Annotated in this window: 17 protein-coding genes and 1 tRNA gene; 7 read left to right on the top strand and 11 right to left on the bottom strand. The window is 34.6% G+C overall.

Features of this window, described 5'->3' with window-relative positions:
• The 7 genes from DMP16_RS02570 to thiI all read left to right on the top strand — a co-directional run.
• Positions 1-1,774, top strand: a 1,774-nt coding sequence (locus DMP16_RS02570) for an alanine--tRNA ligase-related protein (protein ID WP_143576868.1), incomplete at its 5' end; no start/stop codon positions are given.
• 4 nt (positions 1,775-1,778) lie between these two features.
• On the top strand, positions 1,779-2,390 hold the full coding sequence (locus DMP16_RS02565; RefSeq protein WP_069282403.1) for a DUF434 domain-containing protein: 612 nt from the start codon (positions 1,779-1,781) through the stop codon (positions 2,388-2,390).
• A gap of 192 nt (positions 2,391-2,582) precedes the next feature.
• Positions 2,583-2,672 (top strand) — tRNA-Arg (locus tag DMP16_RS02560).
• Between the two features lie 288 nt (positions 2,673-2,960).
• The gene (locus DMP16_RS02555) at positions 2,961-4,004 is read left to right on the top strand and encodes a transporter (protein WP_143576867.1); all 1,044 of its coding nucleotides are present in this window, start codon (positions 2,961-2,963) and stop codon (positions 4,002-4,004) included.
• Positions 4,005-4,391: 387 nt separating this feature from the next.
• Positions 4,392-6,752: a hypothetical protein gene (locus tag DMP16_RS02550; RefSeq protein ID WP_069282405.1), complete on the top strand. Its 2,361-nt coding sequence runs from the start codon at positions 4,392-4,394 to the stop codon at positions 6,750-6,752.
• Between the two features lie 56 nt (positions 6,753-6,808).
• Positions 6,809-7,000: a hypothetical protein gene (locus tag DMP16_RS02545; protein ID WP_231961231.1), complete on the top strand. Its 192-nt coding sequence runs from the start codon at positions 6,809-6,811 to the stop codon at positions 6,998-7,000.
• Complete coding sequence (thiI, locus tag DMP16_RS02540) at positions 6,997-8,112, top strand: tRNA uracil 4-sulfurtransferase ThiI (protein WP_069282406.1); 1,116 nt, start codon at positions 6,997-6,999, stop codon at positions 8,110-8,112. The genes DMP16_RS02545 and thiI overlap by 4 nt, the downstream gene beginning before the upstream one ends.
• Positions 8,113-8,167: 55 nt before the next feature.
• Here thiI and DMP16_RS02535 read toward each other — a convergent pair whose 3' ends face one another.
• The 11 genes from DMP16_RS02535 to thyX form a co-directional block, all read right to left on the bottom strand.
• Positions 8,168-9,205, bottom strand: a complete 1,038-nt coding sequence (locus DMP16_RS02535; protein ID WP_069282407.1) for an inositol-3-phosphate synthase — start codon at positions 9,203-9,205, stop codon at positions 8,168-8,170.
• Entirely contained in the window at positions 9,198-10,595 is a 1,398-nt protein-coding gene (gene nuoN, locus DMP16_RS02530; protein ID WP_069282408.1) for an NADH-quinone oxidoreductase subunit NuoN, read from the bottom strand. The genes DMP16_RS02535 and nuoN overlap by 8 nt, the downstream gene beginning before the upstream one ends.
• Positions 10,596-13,976, bottom strand: a complete 3,381-nt coding sequence (locus DMP16_RS02525) for a proton-conducting transporter membrane subunit (RefSeq protein ID WP_069282409.1) — start codon at positions 13,974-13,976, stop codon at positions 10,596-10,598.
• A 3-nt stretch (positions 13,977-13,979) separates the two neighbouring features.
• The gene (locus DMP16_RS02520) at positions 13,980-14,267 is read right to left on the bottom strand and encodes an NADH-quinone oxidoreductase subunit K (RefSeq protein ID WP_069282410.1); all 288 of its coding nucleotides are present in this window, start codon (positions 14,265-14,267) and stop codon (positions 13,980-13,982) included.
• Between the two features lie 2 nt (positions 14,268-14,269).
• A complete protein-coding gene (locus DMP16_RS02515) occupies positions 14,270-14,773 on the bottom strand; it encodes an NADH-quinone oxidoreductase subunit J (RefSeq protein ID WP_069282411.1) in 504 nt (167 codons plus the stop codon).
• Complete coding sequence (gene nuoI / locus DMP16_RS02510) at positions 14,754-15,257, bottom strand: NADH-quinone oxidoreductase subunit NuoI (protein WP_069282412.1); 504 nt, start codon at positions 15,255-15,257, stop codon at positions 14,754-14,756. Before nuoI ends, DMP16_RS02515 begins: the two co-directional genes overlap by 20 nt.
• Positions 15,245-16,303, bottom strand: coding sequence for an NADH-quinone oxidoreductase subunit NuoH (gene nuoH / locus DMP16_RS02505; protein WP_069282413.1), 1,059 nt, complete (start codon positions 16,301-16,303; stop codon positions 15,245-15,247). Before nuoH ends, nuoI begins: the two co-directional genes overlap by 13 nt.
• Positions 16,303-17,535 (bottom strand): NADH-quinone oxidoreductase subunit D, encoded by a 1,233-nt coding sequence (locus DMP16_RS02500; protein WP_069282414.1) that lies wholly within the window; start codon positions 17,533-17,535, stop codon positions 16,303-16,305. Before DMP16_RS02500 ends, nuoH begins: the two co-directional genes overlap by 1 nt.
• Positions 17,519-18,007 (bottom strand): NADH-quinone oxidoreductase subunit C, encoded by a 489-nt coding sequence (locus tag DMP16_RS02495; protein WP_069282415.1) that lies wholly within the window; start codon positions 18,005-18,007, stop codon positions 17,519-17,521. The genes DMP16_RS02500 and DMP16_RS02495 overlap by 17 nt, the downstream gene beginning before the upstream one ends.
• The gene (gene ndhC, locus DMP16_RS02490; protein ID WP_069282416.1) at positions 18,007-18,396 is read right to left on the bottom strand and encodes an NADH-quinone oxidoreductase subunit A; all 390 of its coding nucleotides are present in this window, start codon (positions 18,394-18,396) and stop codon (positions 18,007-18,009) included. Before ndhC ends, DMP16_RS02495 begins: the two co-directional genes overlap by 1 nt.
• Positions 18,397-18,476: 80 nt before the next feature.
• Positions 18,477-19,197: FAD-dependent thymidylate synthase (gene thyX / locus DMP16_RS02485; RefSeq protein WP_143576866.1), on the bottom strand; the 721-nt coding region annotated here is incomplete at its 5' end.

Genomic DNA, 19,197 nt, shown 5'->3' with positions numbered 1-19,197 from the left:
AAATGTAGATATTAAAAGAATTGACGAGGAGCTAACAAGGGCAGCAAGGGTTTTCCAGGTGCTCGATCACACTAAAACCATAATGATGATGCTAGCTGATGGTCTAGTTCCCTCTAATTCCGGTGAAGGTTATCTGGGAAGGCTGGTGATACGGAGGGCTCTAAGAGTATTAAAATTACTTGGATCTGATGTTAGACTTTATGAACTAGTAAAGGAGCAATTAGATTTCTGGAAAGAGGACTTTCCGCAAGTGTGGAAAAATAAAGATTATATTTTAGACGTCATTGAATTAGAGCAACAAAAGTTTGAGAACGTAGTAAGTAAAATACCTTCAATAGTTTCGAGTATATCTAAAAAGAAGGAAGTAAACACTGAAGATCTGATAGAAATATACGACTCCAATGGAATTCCTCCTGATTTAGTAAGTGAAGAGTTGAAAAAAAGAGGAATTAAAGTAGATATACCTCATAACTTTTATGGGTTAGTAGCAAAAAGACACCAGACCTCATCCATTAAAGAAAAAGAAAGGCAAAAATTGCCTAAGGAAGTGATGGAAATATTCTCCAAGGTTCCATCAACTGAAAAGTTGTATTACAAGGATCAATATATGAGGTCTTTTGAGGCTAAAGTAATACAGGTGTTTAAAAATTATATTGTCTTGGACAGAACAGCGTTCTACCCAGAAGGTGGTGGACAATTAGGAGATACTGGAGTAATATATGATATAAACAATAACGAAAATTACAAGGTTATTGACACGCAAAAAGTTGGTGAAGTGGTAGTTCACGTATTAGATAAAGAACCTAAAATTAAGGCTGGTGATATTGTAAAAGGTGAAATTGATTGGGAGAGGAGATACAGATTAATGAGACATCACACAGCTACTCACATAATTCTAGCTTCTGCCAAAAGAGTTCTAGGGGATCATGTTTGGCAAGCTGGTGCTGAGAAAACACCAGAAAAAGGAAGACTTGACATAACTCACCATAAGCCATTAACAGAAGAGGAAATCAAGCTCATAGAAGATTATGCAAATAAAGTTATTGCTGATAGGAGACCAGTAAGACCAATAGAGATAAATAGAATAGAAGCTGAAATGAAGTATGGCGTTTCGATTTATGAAGGAGGGGTTCCAAATTCGGCGATAATAAGATTATTAGAGATAAAGGATTGGGACATTGAAAGTTGCGGAGGTACACATGTTAGTAATACCAGCGAAATAGGTTCTGTGAAAATAATTAACGTTGAAAAAATTCAAGATGGTGTCATAAGATTGGAATATGTGGCGGGAAGTGCATTAGTAGATTATACTAGAGAGTTAGAGAAAAAGATTGACGAAATCTCGAAAATAATTAACGTTGACTCTTCGCAAGTAGCCTCTAGATTAAAAAGAATATTAGACGAAAAGAACAACGTTGAGGAATTATTATCTCATTATAGAAAAATATACGAAAATCTTATAATAAGTACAATAAAGCCGTACGAGATTAACGGAATAAAAATATACGTTTTAGAAGGGCTAGAAGATGAGGAGGAGATAAAGGAGATAACGCGAAAGATAACATATTCTCAAAATAATATTGTTGTAAGCATTACTGATAATAAATTACAAATAGGTACTTCGAAAAATATTGACGTGAGTAAAATAGTAGAAGAATTTAGAAAAATTGGCGGAAGAGGTGGGGGTAAAGGTACTTTTGCCAACATATTATTGGATCAGCGTAGAAGTAAGGAACAAATAATTGAAATTATTAAAAGAGGGATATTAGTGTAAATTAATGAATATTACCAGAAATATAAAGGATGCTTACATCGATTATAAATATTTTTTAAATAGGGGCTATTCTAGAAAGATAGCACTAGATGCCATCAGTGCCAGATATAATTTAAGTAGATTAGAAAGACTTTTGCTTTATAGATGTGTACATTCTGATTCAGAGATAACTAATGTTAAGTCTAAGATAATTGAAACTAATAAGGAACTAGTAATAGATGGTTATAACGTAGCATTAACGTTAATAGCTGGAATGAAAGGAGAGGAAATTTATGAGTGTGACGATGGTTTCTTTAGAGACTTAGGACTTGGTAAACATAAAAATAGTGAAATGTTATCTGATGTTCTGGTATTGGTGGTTGAATATTGTGAGAAATTAAAAATCAGATGTGAAGTTATTTTGGATAAACAAATAAGTAAAAGTGGAGAGATATCTTCAGAGTTGAGGAAAAGGGGGATAATCGCTAAAACTGTAGATAAAGCTGATAAAGAAGTAATTATATCAAAGAAACCAGTATATAGCAATGACTTCGTAATCCTTTACAATTCTCATATGATATCTACAGTTTTAAATGATCTTTTTCAAGATTACAAAATCGTAAAGTTAAATTGGTGAAGAGCAGTTATCTACTAAAAAATAATTAGATGTCTCTAAGAGCTAGTATTATTATCAGTACCTGACTTCCTCCCTGCTATAAATGGCGAGGCTTTCCTTAACCTTATAAGACATAAATTATTAGCTAGTATCTTACTTCACTTGAGGAGGATGAAAGAAAAATTTTAATGGAGTTTTCCATATAGTTATATTGGACCCGTAGCTCAGCCAGGATAGAGCGCCGGCCTCCTAACAAATTAGGAGGAAAGCCGGTGGTCGCGGGTTCGAATCCCGTCGGGTCCGCGCATAAATTGTTATGTATCAATCTAATTTTTATCAAAAGTTTACTATTTATTGAACTACGATCTTTTCTGTTAATTACACGCATTTTGATATTACGCTGTAACTAAGATTTTCCTTATTTCTGAAAATTTATTTGTAACATATTCAATAAGATCCACATATAGCAATCGTTAATTACTATCTTATCGAAAAGTTCTTTGAATTATAGATTAGGTAATTTTTAAGCAGTATAAGTAGGCATTGAGCTTAAGTTTAAATCCTAATAGAAAAGAATAAACTTGATTAGAAATGTTAGGTACAAAAATATCGTTGAAGTACAGCGTGCTAATACCTATTCTAGGGTTTACTCTATCCTCTTACTCTATGGTTAATTTTGTATTTTATTCACAGTACATCGACTATAGTAAAGTAGTAGACTTCATCCTAATAGGGGCACCTTTTATAGGAAGAGCTCTAACACAAATTACGTATGGAATACTTGTATCGAGAGTAGGAATAAGCAGAATCCTTTATAGCTCATTGGGCAGTATGGGACTGATTGACTTATTCGAATATTATACTTATGACTTTGATACACTTTTAGTTCTTAGAATAATAATCGGTATATTATTTGGATTATCAACTTCAGCATCAGTTGAGTTAGCTACAGAGAGTAAGAGCAATATCATAGTAGGAATGACAATGGGAGGATGGGCATTGGGCTGGGTTCTGGCAGCTACAACAGCGTTCATATTGGAACAGAGAATGTTGTTAGCAAGTGTAGTATTGATAGTAATAGCATTACCATTATTACTAAAATCCAGCAATCTTCAAACATTTATAGGAGGCAACAAAATGAATTTGGCATTCTCGGCTGAGGCTTTGTTAATATTTTTACTAGGTTTCGAACCAGCATATATATTACAAGTAGTTCCTTCATTACTAGGTGATGGGCTATCAATACAAATATCACTAATCGCTTATCTAATCTCATTTGCATTTTATATCTTATTTTCTATCTTAAAAGATAAAATAAAGACTCTAATAATATCGTCATTGATCGTGGGAATATTGGGATTTCTATCATTCTTCCTCTTAATACCATGGATTTTTATACCTTTTACAGCCTTAGGTCTAGGAACTAATGCGATATTACCTATAATAGCTAAAATGACGGGTATAGAACCTAGGAGAATAGGGCCTAGTATGAACTTAGCTTCGCTTAGTGGATTTATAATACCAGTAGGAGTAGAATTGGGTAATGTTCTTTATAACTCAGCTGTATTAACTCTGATTACCAGCATAATGCTTGTTACTTTTGTATATCTTAGAACTAGAGCCTCCCGTTACTAGTTTTTGCTATTAATAAACTTGAATATTTTAGGCTAAACTTCCTATTGATTATAGTTTTTAATTATTTGCAATAGGAATATAATTTTATAATTACTATTACAAAATGACGAAAGCCCCACCATTCATGACGGGATGGAAAAAGTTTCTTAAAAGTCAATATTGTTGGGAGGGGTTCTCTAAGCCTCTCGACTGCCCCTCAAGTGAGAGATGTAAACACAAATCGATGAGGGGAACCCTCGCCATTTATGGCGGGGAGGAAGTCAGATGTTGAAAACTATATTTGCTCAAAACGCATGATTTAGCACTTCTTTTTGCTCCATAAAAGGTTATAACCTAAATTTGGGTAAAAGCTTTTTATAGCTGTTACTTGGTATGTCTTGATCTAAAATGGCTGATATTAAAACTATAGGTTTTGCCATAGTAGCTATAATATTAGTCGTAATAGCCGCTGTAGGTTTTTATGAATATTCAGTAGCTAACTCGAAGTATTTAAGCCTTGAAAGTAATTATCAGTCTGTACAAAGCCAATACATGACATTACAAGGCAATTACACTAAGCTAAATCAGACTTATGGACAATTAGCCTCTAAATACAGTGAACTTGAAGGATTGTATCAAACTATGTTAATGTATGCTAAGAATAATTATACCTTATACAAGCAAGCGGAGTCAAACTATACTTATTATAAAATGTTATATCAACAAATGTTACAAGAAGTTAGTAAGTTAAACGTCACTGGCTATAGACCTGGGGCTGCCCTAGCTACAGTACTACAGTTTTACGATGGAATAGCAATAGAATCACCTTCCGATGTTTTGCCATATTTGGCTCCAAACTTCACAGCAATGATAATAGGGCAACCTTTTGCGGGAACGTATAATCTAAATACGTTTAACAGTACTTGGCTCTCTGATTTCTTTGGAACTTACGAAACAGTGTACTTCTACACTACAGCATTACCTACAGTGACTCCAATTAATGGAAATGTCTACAATATAACTGACGTAGTACAGTACTTTGTAGCTCCCACCAGTGATCCAGTATATCTACAAGTTTTTAACGCAAGTAATACTATAATTGTTCAATTCATAAATGGAATGCCAGAAATAACAGAGTTGATGTGGAAAGGAAATGAGGTTTCTCCTTCAGCTGTGATAGCAGGTTATCCTTCTCAACATTCACTACAAGCTAATCAAGTTTTAGAAGAGTTCTTATCACAAATTAACGCATTAGGTGCTGAGTTCCCAGCTAACACTATAAGCCAGAGTTTTGCTCCTAATGCACAGTTAATATTAACTGGACAATTGCCACCAGTCTTTAAAGTAGGAACATATAATGGTACTTCAAACATACAAAAGGTATTTAGAACATGGGATAACTACTTCATATTTGCCCTAACTTACGTTCAAAATCTATTACCGAATGGCACAGCAGTACCTCCTACCGTTGAGGTCATGCTAACGCCTTCAGGTGCTAATGCTGAAGTTATAGCAAATGATACTGTATTCTTCGGATTTGTCAATCAAGGTGAACCAAACTTCCCAATGATATATGATTTGCACGTTGACATTAATGCATATTTTAGTTACAATACTACCACCGCGTCTTGGCAGATAACTAAGGAAGTATGGAATGTAACTCAAGTAAATGCATTGTCTGATACTATTTACTATAACCTAAACCAACCCATAATGAAAGTAAGTGGAGAGCAGACAGTAATGGTAAACGCTACTAGTGGCCAAGGATATGCATTACAAGTAGGTAATATGATGGTAATTGTTAAACCTCACACATATGCTGAACTAGCTAACGGAACATTATTACCAGTATATAACTTCTCTTTAGTTACATTTAGTCTCGAAGCGATATATCCGCCAGCAGCTCAATACAACTTAACTCCTCTGTTTGCATTTGCCTTCGCAGTTAATGGACAAATAACACCGGCTATATCGTTAGTAACTAACGTTAATGGAAAAATAGTAGCACAAGCCCCAATAACTATGGTATGGGCGCCTGATACATGGACTTCTTGGACATGGTTTGGTGGGACTTTTAATGGTACTGCTTATATTGGAGGGAGTTATAAGTTTGCTGATCACTGGCTATACGGAAATGGAGTAATGATTAATGTTCAATTCTTTAAGCCAGTTATATGGATTTTCGAATCTTCAGAGACTCCAGTCGCTACGCCACCTAAACCAGTACAAGTTAGTGTCAGTCCAGCATATGGGTTAACCCCAGTAAATGTTTACAGCTACGAAATCAATGGTACACAAGGTGGTGTAGCCTTTGCTGGAAACATGATAGTTGTAGTACAACCAAATACAAAGATAGTAACTCCGTCTGGTAACTTAACTGTATTCAACTTCTCCGTAGTCTTCTATAATCCTGCTAATGCTGGAAATGCACCAAACGGACAAGCACCCATATTAGCATTTGCCTATGCAATTAATGGAAATGTGACATTTAGTTATTCATCAGTTAATTCTGTAACCGGACAAGCTAATCCATTTATAACGATAATACTTACTCCAAGCCAAGATGTGACTATGTGGACATGGGGACCTAAGGGGTACTTATTTGAAGATCCTATAATAGTAGGTAATGGAGTAGTAATTAACCTAACATTCTTCAAGCCAGTACCATGGATACTGACTGCACCAGTAACATCTTCGACCAGTACCTCAACAAGTATGAGTTCATCTTCGACTACATCAACTACATCTACGTACACATGGGGAGGATAAATTATAGTTTAAGGAGTTAATCTTTTTTTCTTTCTATTGTATGCTATAGTTATTGTATGATTAAGATTACCTCTGTTAATGGGAATATTATAGAGGGATTAGTACCAGCAAGATGCGCATTAGGATACTATCACGTAAAAGTTAGGATAAGTGGTTATAAGATAGAGAGTTCAGAATGTGAATGCGGAGAAAAAATATGTAAACATGCAATTCAACTCTTTTTACATTATCAGAGGACGAGAAAATGACAATAATAATGATCAGACCTTCCGGTGAAATAGCTTTAAAGTCTCCAAGAACTAGAAAAAACTTTGAATATACTTTAGTTAATAACATAAAAAATAGTTTAAAAGTAGAGAAGATTTGGATAAGCCAAGGCCTAATATATTTAGAGACTAACTCTGATTATATAGATACTCTTAGTAAAATGTTCGGTGTAGCATATTTCTCGCCAATTATAATTTATGACTTTAGTGATTTGCATGATATAGTTAATAAAGCTGAAGAAGTTTTCTCTGAGGTAGTAAAAGATAAGACTTTTGCAGTACGCGTTAAAAGAATAGGTAAACATAATTTTTCAAGCTTAGATGCTCAAAGAGAGATTGGATCAAGATTATACAGATACAGTAGGGGCGTGAATTTAGAAAATCCAGAGGTAGAAGTGTTTTTAGACATAAGGAATAACAAGGCTTACCTCTATTATAAAAAATATAAGGGTCCTAGAGGTCTCCCTGTAGGAATAGCAGGTAAGACTATAGTATTGTTTTCTGGTGGAATAGATTCACCAGTAGCGACATGGATGATAATGAAGAGGGGAGCATTACCAGTTATCCTTAACTTTAATTTAGGTGGAGAGATTCACAAAAGAGTAGTGAATGAAGAACTAAGTGTATTAAAGAGTTGGAGTGGTGGGCACAAATTAAAAGTATATATGGTTAAAGGTATGGAAGTCATGATTAAAATAGCTAAATTAGAGAATAGAAAATACAACGTAGTATTACTTAAGAGAATCATGTATAGGACTGCAGAAAGGCTAGCTGAGAAATTTAATGCACATTCCATCACGACTGGAGAATCACTATCTCAAGTTTCATCACAAACAATGAAAAATCTATACGTTACAGAATACGGAATTAACATGCCAATATTTAGACCATTAATTGGTTTTGATAAGGAGGATATAATAGATCTAGCCAGAAAGATAGGAACTTATGAGTTCTCGATTAAACTCCCAGAATATTGTGCAATATCTAGTAAGTCATCTACATCAGTTGATTTGAAAAATATTCTTGAGCTGGAGGAAAAAATTAATATAGATTATGACATTCTAATAGATAGTGCAGAAGTAATTGAAATATAGATCAGTACTCACACGCGCACATCACTGCTCAGTCCGGGGTTCACACATCATTACTCTAGTTTTTTAATAACTCTCTTAAAAATTTTTCTAGTTCACTCTTTGTTTCAACTAAACTATTATAGTGTCGTGGAGGACTTTTGAAATAGTAACCACAAACCTCTTTGACAGCACCACCTATTCCCTTACTTAAGAGGATCTTGGCTATTCGAATTAAATCAATCAATGGACTTACAGCATTAATTGAGTCATAAGTCTTTAGCGAAATGTCTATCCTTACTGGAATTCCTATGCCATAAATTCCCTCAATTACCATATAACTAACTCGTCTGTCTTTGAGGAATTCCACGTAATCTGATGTACCAGCGACTACTTCTGCCCCATTTGAATATTGAGAAATATATGAAGACTTAATGCCTTTTTTAACATCTTTTCTCCATTCCTCTAATGTTACTAATGCCTCAGTAGATCCAGCAATGTCTACTTGATATGATCTTAAAATCTTTACACCTCTACTTTTCAAAAACTCAATAATTCCAGTATGCGTTATCGTACCGCCTATTTGGCTTAATAAATCATCTCCTAGTACTGGAATTCTCTTTTCAGCGAACTTATACCCCATTTCTTTAGCTATAGGAGTTGGAGTAGCATTTACGAAAGATGTACCAACATTAAGAGAAGCTAGAGCATAAAAATTGCTCGCATTAATGGCACCTGTAGGTAATAAGTTTACCATAACTTCAACCTTTTCTTCTTTTAAAACATCTTCAATATCAACAGGTTTGTCCTCTGACTCCTCTATAATATTTGAGAGTATTCCGGAGTTGCCGTCAAATGTGGGTCCTCTTAAGACCATTATATCATTTTTAACGTCTACGTATTTATCAACAACATTTGGTTTAGAAAATATTGCTTCCCTTAGCTTTTTATTAACCTTTCTTTTATCAATATCAAAAGCCACTACGATATCTAGCTCTGAAGGTTTTATTGGCAAATCTAGTATTCCATAAATCTCTCTCCCATTTTTGGCTAACTCAATAGCTTGTACTAGCGCTGACGCGACATTTCCTACTCCTATTAATCCTACTCTAACCAATTTGCGCCACCAAGATTTGAAAGATTAACGGAATTACTATTCCTAATATAATACTTAAAATTGCCGAAATAATAGCTGAATCTCTTTCTGAACTTTTAATCATCTTAAATTCACCATCTCTAAACATCTCTCTTATTATCGGAATGTAGTATCCAGCTGAAATAGCACTATTAAGTACAGCTATTATTGTAAGCCATGGGTATATAAATGAGCTCTCAAATAAGAATAGTTTTCCCCAGAACCCAAAGATAGGAGGTATTCCGAGAAGACTTAAAATCAATATAGTAATTGCAAAAGTTAATGGTCTATCTTGTGAGGATAATCCCCTTAATCCTGAAATATCTGACGTACCAGACACCTTCTCTACATGACTTACCGTTCCAAATAGACCCACTTGGGCTATGCCATAAGCTAAAGATTGAACTAGTATACCAATAATCGCTATTGTAGGTGATAATGGAAACATAGCAAACCCTATGAGAATATAACCGACTTGAGTTATTGAGCTGAACGATAATATTGATGCTATATCTTTTCTGGAAAATGCTGTTATATTACCCACTATCATACTACCAATTGATATAACAATGAATATTACAATTTCTAAGAAGTTTGGATCTGATAGATAAATTACTCTAAATAAGGGAATTATGCCTACTAATTTACCTACACTTGAGATGAAGGCTACTGAAATTCTATCAGAGTTAGTATAAACATCAGGTAGCCAAGCTTGAAAGGGAAAAGCACCCATCTTAAATAAGAAAGCAATTGATATGAAAGTAATTGCAAGATAAAAGACGTCAGGATAAACAATTGAAGTAGTGAAGAAAAGAGAATTTGTAGACACTAAATATGAGGCGAACCCTATAATCATCAAAGAGCTAGAAACTAGTCCCATGATTAAGTATTTTATACCAGCGTCAACTGACAAGTAATCCTTATGTAACATAGTAATTGCGTAACTTGCAGCTGATGAAATAGCCCATGATACTAGGATAACCACTATGTTATTAGCAAATGACATATATAATAATCCTAAAACTGATAACATCATTAAAGAGATCATTGATGACCTAGTGCTCCAACTAATTAAATGGTCTTTCGAGTTAAGAATACTCAGAAGTCCAATTGATATTGCAGTAATAGCAAAGAAATAGCCAGGCACATCAACTATCAAATTTCCTGAGAAAAGCTTGTAATTTACTAACCCACTACTCCAAGAATATATGAAAGTAGCTATACTAATTAACATAAAGACAATCGATAGCCATATACCTAGTTTGAATCTTCTATCGTCCCTGCCATTATCAATATATAATATTAATATGGAAATTAATAAAAAGAGAAACGATGGAATTAAAATTGGTAGATAGAGTAGGAAGTTAGTCATTTATCCAATCACCCCAAATAATATTAGAACTATAATTAATAATACGACTACACCCCATGCATAAAGTAAAATGTAGTCACCGAGCACATGATCTTCTATTACGTTATATATCCTAGATCCAAAATTAGTTATGGACCTTGGTAGTTTCTCATTAAGACCTATATCAACAGCACCTCTCTCAAATGATCTGAATAAAGTGTTAGAAAATCCTTGGAAAGCATATCCAAACTTATCGAAAGCTGGATTAACATACCAGCCATAATATCCAAAATCCAATAGACTTTTGATTGAATTAAGATTTAGCGTCCTGGTATACACTAAAAATGCAATAATCCAGCCTATCGCGGACAAGACTAGACTTATGTAGTCAATCTGCGTGTAAGTTATTATTCCAAAGAATGAAGCTATATAGAAGTAAACTCCTCCCAATATTATGGAAGCTAAGATTAAGAACGCTGGACTAATTACCATTATCATACTCAAATGTCCATGAGATTTCTCCTCTGAATTACCTCTCCATAAGAAGGTTCTGGATATGTACCTTAGAATATATAGAGAGCCTAAGAATTCCAAAATTACATAAACGTAGAATATAGCAGGTATAGAAGACGTTAAATTTCCTATGAAGTCGTGGGCCCAGAAACCAATTAGTGGAGGCAAATTAGCAAGATTTAAAGCGGCTATAAGCTGTAGTATGAAAACTGATGGTAATTCTCTATATAATAAAGGTCTTGAGCCTACATACCTACTTTCAGTGAAGTGTATTACTGATCCTGCGTTCATGAATAACGATGCCTTATATATTCCGTGTGCTATCATTTGTATAAGTCCTATTATTATTCCTAGTTGAATGTCGCTTAATAGTGCTCCTAAAGAGGAAGAGAAGATCATTAAGGAAATTTGATCTGCTGTGGAAAATGCTAAAATTACTTTTTGTTCATTAGTAGCCAAGGCATTTACGCTAGTATAAATTGCAGTAAATAGTGTTATTCCCACCATTATCTCGAAAAATAATAAAGTATTTCCATTTACTTGAATGAAAGGATAGGCTAGAAACGTTAATATTGCCCCTAGATTGACCATAGTTGCCGCATGTATTAGAGCACTAACCGGCGTAGGTCCTGTCATAGCTGTTAACAACCACTGTGTGAACGGAAATTGAGCACTCTTTGAGAGGCCTCCTAAGAATAATATTAACAATAATATCCAAGCTAGTGAATGTGAAGACAAAGTCGTCAGACTGGAGAAAACTGTGATCGTAATATTTGATATAGGATAAATAATGAAATTATATCCCGATAATGCAATAAGGTAGCCTAATACTGCCAAGAAACCCACATCTCCCACCCTAGTGAATATTAATGCTCTAATACCACTGGTTGTTGGTTTAGAGACGTACTCATATCCGAATATCTTCCTTCCGAAATCACCTACAACATTCATGGGATTATCATCTAGCCAATAGCTAATTAAACCGTAAGATGCTAAACTTGTTCCTTCCCATCCTGCAATGAAGAATAGTATATTGTTAGCCAACACCACAGATAACATGGAGCTTACAAATAGACCAAAGAATCCCCAATATCTCCTTAATACACTATCCTCCTTCATATACCCAATACTATATAAGGCTATAAAGAAAGATAAGGAAGAAACAAATAAAGCTAGAATTGATTGAAGCAAATTGGAACTCAATTGTATGTATCCATAAGAGAATGAATAAATTGGATGCCCAAATAAAGGTTCGCCTATATTGTTAACTAGCAATATTATGGATAATAACGTTGATACACCTATAGTAAATACAACTACTGCACCTCTAATATCTTGATTTAGAGATTTAGGAGTTATTAGTGCTATTAGCGAACCTAAGAGTGGTAAAAACACTATTAACGGTAGAATTATCGAATTTGTGAATAATGACAGAAAAGTTAGTGAAGGCGCTGCTAATTGAGGTAAGAAGAATAATACTATACTGGATATCGCTACAAGAATCATAGAAATTGAGTATTCTTTTACATTATCTACACTTAATACTTCTTTCTTCCCTGCGTAAACTTTCTTAAATAAGTAACCTGCGTAAGCTGAGGATGTCCCGATTGCTATCATAGTAAACGCTACTAGTAGGACAAATGGAGCTAAACCTATTTTCCCTAAAATAGTACCTTCAGAAAATATTAGCAAAGCTTCACTAACTAAACCAATAGTAGGTGGTAAACCTAGAAGGTTCATAACTCCGATAAAGGACAGTGTGGAATGGAGAGGAGAGGATAAGTATAAGCCCCCTAGATTATCTATATTTCTCTCGTTTAACTCAGTTATTGACGCACCAGCACTCATGAATAGTAAAGCCTTTCCGAATCCATGAGAAACGTAAATTAGAATGCTTGCCAGTATTCCTAATGGTAAGGAGGCAATAGAAGACTGTAATCCAGATATAAAAGCAATAGACGCCCCCAATAACATGTATCCCATCTGCGACACACTAGAATAAGCGAGGAACCTCTTGAAATCTTTCTGAGCTAAAGCATTTACCCCGCCGTATATCATTGTAATTAGCGCCCATGCTATGAATATTGGAGCTACGAAGCTCATTAAATGGAATAAATAGTAATAAATTATTACTACAAATATCCCTAACCCTACCATGTTGGGACTCAAAAGAATCGAAATGGGAGTTGGTGCTTCACCGTGAGCATATGGTAACCAAATATTAAAACCAGCTTGTGCACCTTTAATGAACATCCCTATTACGGCAATAATAAACACTAACAAACTATAAGGTATTACAGAATAATCCATGAAATGATATGCAGAAACATAAATATCCATAGTGCCGGTTGTTAGTCCTATTATTATTATTGATGCTAAGAGTAAAATAGTCCCAATGTGAGTCCAAATGAAGTACATTAGACTAATTCTACGCCTATCCCCATAACCATATAACGCTATCAATAAGAAAGAGGATATTAAGGAAATTTCTAGAAATATATATAACTCTAAAAGATTAATTGATGAAACTACGTAGAGCATTGAAAGAGCAAACAATGAGTATAAAGCATAGTATAAACCCCAATTATACTTCTTCTCCTCACTGAACTTATGCTCCATATACCTCAATGAATAGAGCGTAGTCACTGAAGTTACTACCAAGATTGTAATAATAAACGGGAAATTCAAATTATTTACCGTAACTCCAAAATAACCAACATACTTAGAGATGAATATCTTCTCGAAGTCTCCTAACATAAATAGATATGGTACATTTAATAAAATTGAGACTAAACTTAGACCAAAAGCCAAATATTTTGATCTAACAAAAAATATAATTATAGATATTATAAATGAAATAATCAATAGTGTAAACAATATGGGAATCATCTCTCATTCTACCTCCAACTTACCCTTTTGCCTATAATAGAGAATTATAGCCGCAATTGCAACTATTACTTCTGTTAGAGCCATACCTATTGCAAATAAAGAAAATATAATTGAATTATAAATAATTCCAGAAATACTTGAAAATGAAAAAATAAATAAAATAGCAGAATTTAAGATTATTTCCGATGAAAGTAAAACTCTGATAATGTTTGTAGTAGATGACAGTCCATAAAATCCTATGCCAATTAATATACCAGATAGCACTAATCCAAGTAAGCCTAAGACTATCATCTTTAATCCCTCCTAGCTAAAGCTATGGCTTCGATTAATGTAGTAAGCAATGCAATTATAAGAATGACTATAGGGAACCAATATGTCGCCAAGAGATCGTCTGCTAAAGTAGTAAAATTAACTGGCTTAAGTGATACTATTGAAATTTGAGGTAAAGATAAATAAATTGTAATCAGAAACAATAGAGCTATTGCTACCCCAGCAAGCACACCTATACCTCTACCTACAATTTTTATCTCCAAATCTTTGAACATTACCAGCGAAATCGCTAGAAAAGTTACAGTAGCACCTACATAGAGCAAAATATGGAAAACTGAATAAATTCCATACGTAGTAGGAGCTTCAAGAGCTATTAGCGCAGCTACGCTAACTCCTAAGAACGCTAAACTTACTGCACCATAAAACACATTTTTTGCTCTAACAATGTATATCGCAAACGCTATAGACATCACTCCAAAAAAGGCAAAAAGTATTATTTGTACTATTTCACTCGTCTGTAGGAACATACTTAATTCCCCTTTCCTCATCTATCACAGCCTTAACTTTCCTTACTGGTTTATTTTCTAGTGGAACTTGATCAACATCTTCATTGAATTTTGTTGGGTCAAATATTAGGTCTTTTCTCGATGTAAATACTAAGTCATGAACACCAGTTTCCTTTAAAGCATCGACTGGACAAACATCAACACAGAATCCACAGAACACACACCTACCATAGTTAATTTGCGGAAACTTCTTTCCTCCTTCAGTAACCATCTTCATTGCATCAGCAGGACAAATTAAAGCACATAAGGTACAGCCTATACATACATCCTTATATAGTCGTATCATTCCTCTATAACCTGTAGGTAAAGTCAAACTAGTTTCAGGGTATTGCAAAGTGATTCTTTTAGGTTTAACGAAATATTTTACACCAGTAGCTATAGATTGCAAATGTTCTGAAAATAAACTAAATATATTCTCCTTTTTATATTCTTTTACCTTATCCATATGAAACCCACCACCACACCAAGTAATAAGGAGACCAAAGCCAAGGGGAACAAGTATTTCCAACTACCCCTTAGAGCTTGATCTATCCTGTATCTGCCATAAACAGATCTCAAAAATACTCCAAAAAATACGACTATTGCAGCCTTAAAAACTGTATACACAGCTCCGGGAAGACCCGTAAATGGAAGCCAGCCTCCAATGAATAGATCAACAAATAAAAGAGCATAAACTAGATTGACTACATAAGATCCTGCCATTGTTAAAACGAATAAGAAGCCGCTGTATTCAGTGTAGGGACCTATAACTAACTCGGTTTCAGCTTCAACAATCTCAAATGGAAATCTTGAGGATCCGATAAGCATTGCTATTAGAAATACTAAAGCTGCTATTGGATTTGCAATAAATCCTGGAATATTGGATTCGACAATTTTAGCAATATCTAACGTATGATACTCAATAGCTAACGATAAAGTTGAAATAATTATTAGGACATCATACGAGACTGATAGATATGCCTCCCTTATTGATCCCACTACGGCGAATCTATTATTTGTATTCCAAGCTAGGAATATCACAAATATCGGGTATAAGGATTCTAAAGCTATTACTGTAATTAAATTATATTGGGTAAAGAATGGAACTAATACGCCCTTGCCTACTAACGGATCGTAAAACAACTTATAATATATCGAAAATATTGAACCATGATAGGGTATCACTGATACTGGTATAACCATCATAGGCAAAAATGCAAAAATTACCACGAGTATAGGTGATAATGCATAAAGCACTGGATTAACTCCATTAGGTATTATTATTTCGGAGAATACAAATTTTATTGCATCTGCGAATAATTGGAGTAATCCTCCTATCCTCTTCGAAGCATAATAAGGACCATATCTAAGTTGAACAAATGCTGCCGCTTTCCTCTCAAACCATATAGTAATTAGGAGGAATATTAAAGTAAATATTAAGCCTGGAAATATTACTGTTAGGAAAAATGATGGATAGAAGAAATAATATCTTAATGCGAACAGAATACTCATTATCTATCAGCCTCCGGAGGAAAATAATCTAAACTACCATAAATTGAAACTAAATCAGCATATCTTGCACCTTTACACAGTTCCTTAAAAACATAAATCAATCTATAGGAAGGAGTTATCATCCTTAGCCTATAAGGTTTAGAGGAACCGTCACTTATGACATAATAAACTAACTCTCCTCTACCAGCTTCCACTCTAGATATTGCCTCACCTTTAGGGGGTCTAAAAGAAGCATAATATCCAGGCATGACTACCCTTCTATATGTTTCCCAATATTTCTTAAGCCTAGTTGGAGGTATTTGCTTAAAGAATCTGTCACTCAAAATATTACCTTCTGGTATATTTTTAATAATCTGTTCTAATATTCTCATGCTTTGTTCAATCTCTTCTAACCTAACTAAACCTCTGGCAAGTCCATCTCCCTCCTTATAAACTGGTATCTCAAAGTCCAATTTGTCATATGCCGCATAAGGCTCTATTTTCCTAACATCATAATATACTCCCGAAGCTCTTAGATTAGGACCTACAGCACCCCATTTTATAGCATTTTCTTTGCTCATAACGCCTACATTTTCTAGCCTAGCCCTAACTGACGGATTGTAGAAAAAGATCTTCTTCCAGTCTTCAAGTCTCTTGCGCTGATACGATATAGCTTTTAAAGTCATTTCCTTAATCTCTTGTGTAATATCCCTTCTTACTCCGCCTGGAATAACATATGAATTAGTTACTCTAGCTCCCGTTAATGCCTCTAAGATAGTAACCCATACTTCTCTGTCTCCAAATCCCCACATAAATCCAGTAGAATGCCCTAAGAATATTGCGAGAATACCCAAACCATATAAGTGGCTTGCAATTCGATTTACTTCAGCTGCAAAACTTCTCAAGTATTGAGCCCTTTCTGGTACGTCGACTCCTAAAATTTTTTCTACAGCCATTATGTATCCTAAATTCATGTGAATAGAATCCAGTATTGCAGGCCTTTCTACTAATGGTATTAGATGAATGTAATTTCTATTTTCTGAGAGCTTCTCAACGGCTCTGTGGACATAACCTACATCTAAGTCTACATCCTCGATGATATCTCCGTTTAATTTCACAAATATTCTCATATGTCCGGATCCAGGATGTTGAGGACCTACATTTAATTCTCCTTGGATCGGAACTATTTCCACTGACATGCCGGTTGATGCTAAAAGTTTTTGTTGCAATTCATTTTCAGGCTGGCTTGTCAACGAAGACCCCCTCCGTTTTAATCTTAAATGACTTTCTCAGAGGATAAACTCCTTCAAAATCCTCATCTAGGAATAGCCTCCTTAAATCTGGATGACCTTCAAACCTTATCCCTAGCATCTCATATGTCTCTCTCTCCCCAGTCCAAACACTCTCAAATATATTATATAAAGAGGGAATAGAGGGATCTTTATAACTAGTCGAAACTCTCACAGCCACTATTATTTTAGCTAAGTTAAGATCAGAATAAGATGAAATGTGGTAAACTACCTCGAATTTTTCTTGTTCTGGATAATCGATACCAGTAACTGACTTAACGTGATCAAAACCTATAGACTTAAGATACTCCGCTACTTTCGTTAGGATAAGTTTATCAGGGATGGTAATCGTTATTCTTCTATCACTCTCAGTTTTCACTTGACACTTTAACTCGGTCTGAATCTTATTTAAAGTATCCTTAAGTGTCTCACTCATTATCTCCTCAACTCCCAATAACTTAATATATTAATTTGTCTTATTGAATAATATAGAACAGGATATAATAAAATTATAAACACAGCAATTATTATAATTAAATCCCTAAAGTATATCAAAGAGGTATAGTAATCAGAGAAGGTAATTGGTAATAGCATTACTATAATCGGCTCTAGTGTTGTATAAACTATTAGGTAGCCATAGTATTGTAACGGGAACCACAATCTACCTAGCCCAAATGGTATATTTCCAGCCTCAAATCTACTAACCTTTAAGGGATTAGGTTTTGACGGGAGTACTAGAGTCAGAAACTTATATCCACCATATCCGGCAGCTAAGAACACGACAATAGGTATACCAAACGCTAAAAGACCTTGAGTAAGTGACATTGCGTGATAAAATATAAAGTAAAAGGTTTAAATAACCTTTGTTAAAAGGTTAGATAAAAAAATATATACAACAATTGCATTTATTTAATACTTTCCAAGATTGTACGCGAATTGATTACGCATTTTTTTATGCCCTCTCTCGGCACTCCCTCAATACATCTTTGGGATATAAACTCTACATTGTAATTTTTAAATATCTCTTCTAATGTTATATATTCATCCCTTATGAAATTCTCGTGTATAATACAATTAGGTCCAGCATATCTAAATAGTCTAGGATGGACTTTTTTGACCTCCTCTAACATCTTCCATGCAACGGCACGTATTTCCCATTGTGCTCTGCTACACAGTCTCAACGCGAAGAAGTTGTACAGTTCCCTAGCATTCATGGTAACGACAATGTTCGTGTTAACACCATTAGGCAAAACATATCTGGCGTCTTCCTCTGGCACTCCGGAAGAAAGTAATTGAAAATATAGATCGTAAGCCTCTTTATATGCTTTTTCAACTATTTCTTTTGCTCTGTTTGCTGCACTCTGTGGAATTATGGGCTTGTAGAACTCATCTATAGGTTTGGCAAAACGGTGTGACATCTGCGTGTAAGATGCTATCCTATGCCTAACAAGCTGATGAGAAGCAACTCTTGATAACCCCTCAACGGAAAAAGTATAGACGGAATGCTCGAGTACAGACCAGTAACCATGAATAATTGCATCCCTAATCCATGTTTCTATTTCCTCATCTGACATGTCTTTCTCATGGTGCTCCCATCCTTTACGAGATCTGCTCATCTTAGCTGCT

It is taken from the genome of Sulfolobus sp. B1 (genome assembly GCF_007050195.1).
In the GTDB taxonomy this organism is placed as follows: Archaea; Thermoproteota; Thermoprotei_A; order Sulfolobales; family Sulfolobaceae; genus Saccharolobus.
Note: the sequence above shows the minus strand (reverse complement) of the source record. Positions and strands in the feature narration are given on the sequence as shown.